Annotated in this window: 5 protein-coding genes and 1 pseudogene; 1 reads left to right on the top strand and 5 read right to left on the bottom strand. The window is 32.0% G+C overall.

What is annotated here, in order from left to right:
- From V7127_RS22800 to V7127_RS22790, 3 genes and pseudogenes are all read right to left on the bottom strand, one after another.
- Positions 1-242, bottom strand: a pseudogene (locus V7127_RS22800) (hypothetical protein); the annotation flags it as partial.
- 118 nt (positions 243-360) lie between these two features.
- Positions 361-840 carry a MepB family protein gene (locus V7127_RS22795; RefSeq protein ID WP_335490039.1) on the bottom strand — a complete coding sequence of 160 codons (480 nt, stop codon included), beginning with the start codon at positions 838-840 and terminating at the stop codon, positions 361-363.
- Positions 841-1026: 186 nt separating this feature from the next.
- Positions 1027-1476, bottom strand: a complete 450-nt coding sequence (locus tag V7127_RS22790; RefSeq protein WP_335490036.1) for a hypothetical protein — start codon at positions 1474-1476, stop codon at positions 1027-1029.
- Between the two features lie 685 nt (positions 1477-2161).
- On the opposite strand from V7127_RS22790, the gene V7127_RS22785 reads away from it, so the two are divergent.
- Positions 2162-2473, top strand: coding sequence for a hypothetical protein (locus V7127_RS22785; protein ID WP_335490033.1), 312 nt, complete (start codon positions 2162-2164; stop codon positions 2471-2473).
- Between the two features lie 182 nt (positions 2474-2655).
- Here V7127_RS22785 and V7127_RS22780 read toward each other — a convergent pair whose 3' ends face one another.
- Complete coding sequence (locus tag V7127_RS22780) at positions 2656-3078, bottom strand: hypothetical protein (RefSeq protein ID WP_335490030.1); 423 nt, start codon at positions 3076-3078, stop codon at positions 2656-2658.
- A 74-nt stretch (positions 3079-3152) separates the two neighbouring features.
- Positions 3153-3389, bottom strand: a complete 237-nt coding sequence (locus V7127_RS22775; protein WP_335490027.1) for a hypothetical protein — start codon at positions 3387-3389, stop codon at positions 3153-3155.
- Positions 3390-3733 lie beyond the last annotated feature (344 nt).

The following is a 3733-nucleotide window of genomic DNA, read 5'->3' as shown; positions in this document are numbered from 1 at the left end:
GGTATTACAGATGAAGAAAATGCGATAAAAGGGTATTGTCCATTTAGTAAAATATATAAATTCTCTCCAAAGATTTTTATCTCTGTATAATAATGTTGTGCTACCTCTGGCTCTTTAAAAGATAATATACTTCCACCTAAATTCAAAACTGTTGCATAACATAATCTTTTAAACTGGCTACCAACTACAATTTGTCCATCAGGACCATTAAACCCACTTACCCCATTTAAAAGAATCATCATAACACCCCATTTTTTAACTGGCTTCTATATGTTAACAACAAATCATATTTAACTAAGGCACCCGATAGTTTAAGTGTAATTTTTCACAAACTATTAGCCAGCTTAGTTCTATCCAATTTTAGTTAGAATATAGTTTTAATAGTTCTTGTAATGGTATATGATTTTGTTTATTCACCTCAACAAAATATTCTAATTGCCATTTTTGAGTTTCAATAGCCTGTTTGCTAGTTGGTTTTTCCCATCTAGGGTAAACTCTAATTGCCATTTTTCCTTTTGTAATGGCTGTTTTAAGGATATTTTGTTTTACAAGAACTTCTTTTGGAAAAACGAATTGTCCAAAATTATTTTTACTNNCCTTTTCATATGAAAAGGCTTGGTTTTTATGATTCCTATCTTTTTCCCAAAAAGCAACAAACTGTCCTATCTTAGTAGGTGTTTTCTTTGCGACTCTAAATCTAACCGATTTCGAGTTTAGCTGAAATATACCCGCCCCATAATCTGAATTTTGAGCTTCTTCTCGGATAGCTTTTATAATGAAGTGATTTGGCTCATAAAAATTTTTATTTATATATGTTAACGCCTTATAAAATTCATTCACTAATTTTACCCCTTATTTTTTATACTACTAGATCTAATGCCTCTCAAATCAAGGTTATCCTAATTTCAACACAATGCCCAAATAAAGTAATTGAACTATCCTGCACCGATAGTTGAATTACTTCAACAAAAGTAGCGAAACCCTTCTTGGATTATCGCATCCGTTAACGCAATAAGAGTTTGGATTCTAAAAGGTAATTTCCCAAAACTCACGGTCTTCTAAAACCAAGTCATAAGGTTTTTTAATGTCTAACCAATGAATGTTTCGTTTTTTTGAAAGTGCCAACTCTTCTTTACCACTCAAGCAAGTAAAATACTCTACAACGCCACTAGCTTGAATGGTTTCTTCAAGATAAGAATATAGTATAGTTAAACATTTCACTTCTTCCGCAGTTCCTTTTAATTGAAGTTTTAAAGGAATGTGACTAGAGTAAGCTGCCACTTGATGATTGTATGAGAAGTGTGGACTATATGAAAATCTTCGTTTTAATTTGCAATCGTAATTATTTTCAAAATATAAATGTATGAAATCTAATCCATTTCTAAAGACATTCGGTTGTTCAGTAGATACGGAATTTGAACCGAATGAACCTTTAGGTAATCTCATTGGTGAAGCAAAATAAATATACTGGGTCATAAATGCTTCCCCTTTCCTATACTTTCTTATTAAACTATCCTGCCCGTTAGTACAATAACTTCAAAAAAAAAGCGGTAATCCTTCTTAGATTTACGCACCCGTTAGCTTAAGTACATTCCTTGACAAACATTCTCGATTTCATTCTTTAGCCAAAACCAGCACTCCAGGTTGGTGAAGTAATGGACTTGTGGACAGCATTCACGGCTTTCCATGAAGCAGCAGTCTCTTTACCATGTTGGTTTAAATACAATAACTGACCCCGATCTAAAACAGGTACTTACTAATGCATTAGAAAGAAGTAAGATGATACAAAAATAGTAGAGAACTTTTTATTGAAAGAAGGTGCTCCTTTATCTTAATTAATGCAAACAAACCGATATCTCACCCAAATGCTATTCCTGAAGGCGAACTATCGGATGATGAAATAGTACATATAATTTCTGAAAGATTGCCAAAACATAGTCATATTAAGTTAGTTAAACTTCAGACCTTACACCACTAGAATAACATTTATCTTATTTTTTGATTTCCAAAGAAGGCTATAAATAAGAAAAAATGAATGACTCAATGGACCCATATTTAACATTGGCTTGAAATCAAAATGTAAATATCATGTAACAACAATACCGTTGAAGTCAGGTATATTAAAGTATAAACTTTACTTACTATTTGAGGAGTGGATTTAGTGAAAACAGTATCCGTTAATAAGCTAAAATTTAAGAAAAATTTATCTATGATTGAGCAATATTTAATCAAAGATTTCCTGTTTCAATGGATCGGGCGACCAACAGAAGGATTAGATGAGATTCTACCACTTGATTACACAAAAGATGTCTTTGCAAAGATGGAGGCAAAACAGGAAATATCATTCCTTATTAACGGGGATGAACATTTCAGATATGCGACAATAACAGAAGATGAGCAATTTGTAATAGGTGTTTTAAATTGGAATAAAGAGTTAAAGCATAGAATCATTTCTCTGGATGAGGTTTGTTAGGTAAGCATTTTATGATGCTTACTACTTAACTTTTCTCTGCCAAATTTTCAAAATCCCCGACAAATTTTACTTATCATCTTCAGTAATATTATTAGTTTCTTCAACATCATGCTTACCTCAATTCTATGACATACCATCAACAACTTGTTCTTTAACTCTTGCCCCCTTTAGTGAAATAAGGTTTAAACTTCTTCTTGATGTATTTCTAATTTTATTGGCTTTAAATTCAAAGGTATTTTAAACTCTGGAAGCTTTTTTATATGATTTAAAAAATCATCTATATCCTCATAATCCATTGACCATTCTGCTACCTCTAACTTTCTTAACTCAACTGTTGGTTTAAATAAAAATTCACAGTGAAGTTGTTCCATACGAGAATACTCATCTTCTTCATAAACAGTAAACTGACGTACAAAACCAAAATGAAATAGTTCCTCTCCAGTAAAATCATAAATACCACATTGAAATAGAATTTCTTTATCCTCTTCTCCCTCAACAGGTTCTTTACAAAAATCCTTAAATGTTCCCCAAACTTTTTTTATATCATCGTCATCTTCACCAATCTTATCTTTAAGGTAACTTTCAGCATTTTTAACCGTAATCACTACAACACCTCCGATATTATTATGTAAGTATTTTTCTTCAACTAAATTGCACCGTTAGCTGAAGAACGATTAGCCTAAAGAAATGGTTCAATGATTCCGTATACCCCGACAACCAAACATAAATGTCCGCCTACCATAAACAAAATTTTAATGAACCAGAAATTAAAAGAGACGGGTAACGGGGATATATACATGATGTGTTCATACGTTTTATTGTTCAAGAATCGTTCACTTGTTGCGTGGAAGAACATATAAATTGCAAAAACACCAACCGTAAAGCTGAAAATACCAGCATAGAAGTCTTTTCCCATTATGAATCTCCTTCGATGTTACTTTTTAAGTGATTTTCTTATCAATTCATCCCCCATAATCAGAACGATTGCACATATTATTAAAAACCACCAACCGAAACCGTTCCAATATGTTGTTGCTACAACGGTAATTACCAAATACCAGACTAACTTTACTAACCAATATAAAATTCTCATTTTACGCCATTCCCAAAAGAGATTTCATATATGGATTTTCCCCATTTTATTCAAGCATTATTAAACTAAACTGCATCTTTAGTTTAAGTACATTTCTTCACAATATCACATAAATATCCAGTTTTGTTTAAAGTCTTATTCCATTAAATGGCCCGATTGTGGAATAA

Origin of the sequence: Bacillus sp. JJ1773, from assembly GCF_036962035.1 — a bacterium.
Classification (GTDB): Bacteria; Bacillota; Bacilli; order Bacillales; family Cytobacillaceae; genus Cytobacillus.
Note: the sequence above shows the minus strand (reverse complement) of the source record. Positions and strands in the feature narration are given on the sequence as shown.

Excerpts from the sequence above, each read along its gene's own strand:
- V7127_RS22790 (WP_335490036.1), bottom strand. The coding sequence starts at position 1,476 with ATGACCCAGTATATTTATTTTGCTTCACCAATGAGATTACCTAAAGGT.
- V7127_RS22775 (WP_335490027.1), bottom strand. The coding sequence starts at position 3,389 with ATGGGAAAAGACTTCTATGCTGGTATTTTCAGCTTTACGGTTGGTGTT.